The organism is Shewanella sp. MF05913, assembly GCF_059758095.1.
The window spans coordinates 1-4096 of the sequence record NZ_JCAYNT010000044.1 but is presented as its reverse complement, the minus strand read 5'-3'; the positions used below and the strand labels follow the sequence as shown (position 1 = coordinate 4096).

The 4096-nt window shown below is 41.5% G+C and carries 2 protein-coding genes; one reads left to right on the top strand and one right to left on the bottom strand.

What is annotated here, in order from left to right; translation table 11 throughout:
- Positions 1-138: 138 nt before the first annotated feature.
- Positions 139-3072: a Tn3 family transposase gene (locus AC19MV_RS22765; protein ID WP_498310015.1), complete on the top strand. Its 2934-nt coding sequence runs from the start codon at positions 139-141 to the stop codon at positions 3070-3072.
- A 21-nt stretch (positions 3073-3093) separates the two neighbouring features.
- Here AC19MV_RS22765 and AC19MV_RS22760 read toward each other — a convergent pair whose 3' ends face one another.
- Positions 3094-3855, bottom strand: coding sequence for an IS5 family transposase (locus AC19MV_RS22760; RefSeq protein ID WP_223417353.1), 762 nt, complete (start codon positions 3853-3855; stop codon positions 3094-3096).
- Positions 3856-4096: the final 241 nt, after the last annotated feature.

Here is a 4096-nt window from a genome sequence, read left to right as displayed (position 1 = left end):
GGGGTTCTAGGGATTTTCCCCTCTAAAGTAACATAAATCGCCATACTCACGATATCTAAAGGCATACAAAGGTGGGTTACTTCTCCAAAGTATGGCAAATTATGAGGTTAACTACCCCTTAAACTTAACGTAATTCCTATGGCTATAAAAAACGAACTCTCAATTCTTACCAAAGCTGAGCAGCTTGATCTATATTCTCCGCCACTATTAACCCTTGAACAGCAACGATTGTATTTTACGCAAAACGAGATCGAGTTAACAGAGTCGAAAAGCATTCGCCTAAGGAGCCATCGATGCTATTTCATTGCGTTATTAGGGTATTTTAAGTCTAAGCCTGTCATTCTTTCACCTAGCTTTAACCTCATCTTTAACGATATGCAGTTTATTTCAACGCAAGTTCAAGGAGGCAAAGGGCTCAGGCCTTTCAGCATAAATAAGATGCAGCGTGACCGTATTTATCAAAGAATACTGAGGCTACTAAACTATCAGAAATGGGAAGAAAGTCTGCACTTTGCGCCGTTGTACGATCATCTTGTAATGGTCGGCAAAGCTTGGCTTGAGCCTCGTTATCTATTCGATGCAGCCGCTGAATCTCTAGCAACGCATAGAATTGCCATCCCTAAATATACTGTCTTACAAAAGCTTATCAGTCGTGTTATCCAACAGGTAAAGAAGGGGTTAAATAATAAGCTTCGTATTCATGTTTCATCTGAACTACACGAATTTCTAAATACTATTATCGATGACAAAGATGGGCTCTCCTTAAGCCAGCTTCGAGCAGGTGCAAAAAGCGTTATGGTGACAGAGCTAAAAAAAGAACTGATTGTTTATCATCAGTTACAGCCTTATACAAGACAGATTGATGATGCTGTTAAGGACTTAGCCTTATCGTCTAAAAACCAACAACACTTCGGTGAAATGGTGGATTATTATGGTAGTAAACTAAAACGCTTTAAGCGTCCACAGCAACACCTATGGTTGCTGTGTTTTCTGACTCAACGCATACGGCAAAGCTTAGAGCGACTGACTGATGGTTTTATTCATCATATCCGGAAACAACAAGAAGCTGCGCATGCGTTTGCCCAACAGGCAGTGTTTGATTCATGGAGGTCAGCTGCGGACAATGTCACCAAAGCTGCAGAATTACTCCATCTGTTTGTTGATGACAGTATCGACGATAATCAACCATTTGCAACGGTTAGGCAACAAGCATTAAGTGTAATGAATAACCAAGATATAGAAACGCTATGCCTGTACTTAAAAAAGCAAAAACGCACAGTAGAAGAATATCAATGGCAATATTATGATGATCAAAACACCTTACTTGAACAGTTATTAAGGCCCGTGTTTCTATGTCTTGAATGCCAAGCAGGTAAAGGCTCAGAAGTATTGGTGACACAGCTCAGAACCACAAAAACAGAACTATTAGCAGGTAATACATTGCAAACAATGGATAGTACACTTATCCAACAAAAACATCGTCCATGGTTACTCAACAACGATGTTGTTCATCCACAGCGATACGAATGGTTGCTTTACCGTCAACTGGCTTCTCGGCTTAATGGTCGAATTTACTTATCAAACGTCACTAAATATCGTGCGCTAGAAGACGACTTAATTGCATCGTCAATACAGTCTGATCTATTGGCATCGTCAACGTTGGAAAAGCTAAAGCAGCCGATTCAGAAGCTACTGCAAGTAAAACAAATACGCTTAGCAACATCCCTAGAAGATGTTGCTCGTCACATTGATAATGGTGATAACCGCAATGTGATCATGAAGAGCCGAAGTGGCGCACGATGGCGACTGCCAGTTAAAGGCTCCCGATCATTTGTCAACAACCCCTTCTTTAAACAGATGATCCCCGTCAGTATTGCTGATGTGTTGCGTTATGTTGAACAAGAAACCAACTTTATGCAATGCTTCGCACACGTGCTGCCAATCCAAAAACAAGTAGGCGCCAATCAGGATGATTTATTGGCTATTCTCATTGCGAATGCGACACATCGTGGCGTATATGGGATGGCACAAATATCTGATCGCAGTTATGAGCATCTAAGCACTATACAAGCTAATTATATTAGGCCTGAAACCTTGCAAGAGGCAAGTGATATCATCAATAACGCAGTAGCGGCACTCCCTATTTTCCGTCACTATCACATCCAAGAAGACGTCCTACACGCCAGTACCGATGGGCAAAAATTTGAAACTCACCTTGAGACTTTTAAAACTCGCTACTCCTCGAAATACTTCGGCACCAACAAAGGTATTACGGCCATGACGTTAGTTGCCAATCATAGTGCGTTAAATGCCCGTATAATAGGATCTAATGAGCATGAGTCCCATTATATTTACGACTTACTACAATCTAATACTAGTGATCTTAAGCCTGACGTACTCTCAACCGACACCCATGGTGTTAATCATGTTAATTATGCCTTATTGGATTTATGCGGTTATAGTTTTGCGCCTAGGTATGCTCAGTTCACCAGTGTGATCAATGACCTATTTAACGTAACTGAAAGCGACGACGGAAATACGCATCTGGCGCTGAAAAAGCCGATAAAAATGAATGTGATTGAGGAAGGCTGGCAGGATATTCAGCGTATTGTGTTATCCCTTCAAGAAAAACGCACAACACAGGCATTGCTAGTACGCAAATTATCTGGTTATCCATCTGGACACCCTATATTACAAGCATTAACGGAATATAATAGGCTCATCAAAGCCCAATATTTACTTGATTATATTGATGATGCAAGTCTGCGCCAATATGTTCAACGAGCACTGAACCGAGGCGAAGCCTGGCATTTCCTCAGGCGAGCCATTGCATCGGTCAATCGTGACCAGTTCCGCGGAAAAAACGAATCAGAAATAGTCGTTTGGAACGAGTGTGCCCGTTTGACGGCAAATGCAATTATTTACTTTAACTCGATGATCCTAAGTCATCTACTACTGCACTTTGAAGACGTTGGTGACGAGGAAAAAGCTGCAATAACTCGACAAGTATCACCCGTTGCATGGCAGAATATTAATCTAAGCGGCACTTATCAGTTCGCTAGGGTCTGTTGATCTTTGCTGTACACATTTTATTCAACAATACATCGGCAGCCACATTATAGTAAACGCCAGTGATACCATACTGGCGTAATTTCTTGCTAACTTATCATATCTTGTTGATATTGCTCGGAAGTGCTTTATCCTCGCGAAAGCATTCTCAACCAAATGTCGATACTTGTAGAGACACCAATCCATGCTTTCTTTGTCGATATCTTGCCCATAATTTCGCTTCGGTATAACGGTTTTGCCACCTTTAGAATTGACATATGCCCTTAAAGCGTCGCTGTCATAGCCTTTATCAGCGATAAATACGTTGACCTCCTTAAGGTGGTCAACAAGACTCTCGGCACGAGCAATATCATTTCTCTGGCCTTCTGATAGCTCGAAATAGATTGGTAATCCACCGCTATCCACGACCAAATGAATTTTCGTTGAGTTACCGCCGCGACTCTTTCCAATACACTCATTATCTGGTGTCGCAGCTCCTGCGCTATGCTGATGAGCTTTGACTATTGAGCCGTCTGCAAACACCCAATCATAATCGGAAAGTTTTGATAACTCTTTGAATAGTATATCTAACAGGCCTTTTTTAGACCACAGATTAAAGCGACGATAAACAGTGCTCCAGTCCCCAAACTCTGTTGGAAGATCACGCCATGGAACTCCTGTTCGCAAGCGGTAAAGAATTCCTTCAAAGGTCATTCTATGTTCAGATTTATTATAGATGCGGCCAGTGTTCTTCATCAGTTGAAGTAGCTTTTGCCACCACTTATCAGTTAGCATTAGTCTCGGCATGGTATGGAGTTATCGTTTATTTTTGGCGAAACAAATTATAACGCCTTACCATGCTGCTTAAAAAGCCATCACGAAAGATCAACAGACCCTAGTAACCGCAAACTACCTGATTTACAGGAAATAACTAGGCCTATTGTTCAAAATGAAGTCTAAAATGAAAGGTAACCCAGCTCCACAAGCCACTAACTGCTTGGGTTATGGCGATTTATGTTACTTTAGAGGGGAAAATCCCTAGAACCCC

Excerpts from the sequence above, each read along its gene's own strand:
- AC19MV_RS22765 (WP_498310015.1), top strand. The coding sequence starts at position 139 with ATGGCTATAAAAAACGAACTCTCAATTCTTACCAAAGCTGAGCAGCTT.
- AC19MV_RS22760 (WP_223417353.1), bottom strand. The coding sequence starts at position 3,855 with ATGCCGAGACTAATGCTAACTGATAAGTGGTGGCAAAAGCTACTTCAA.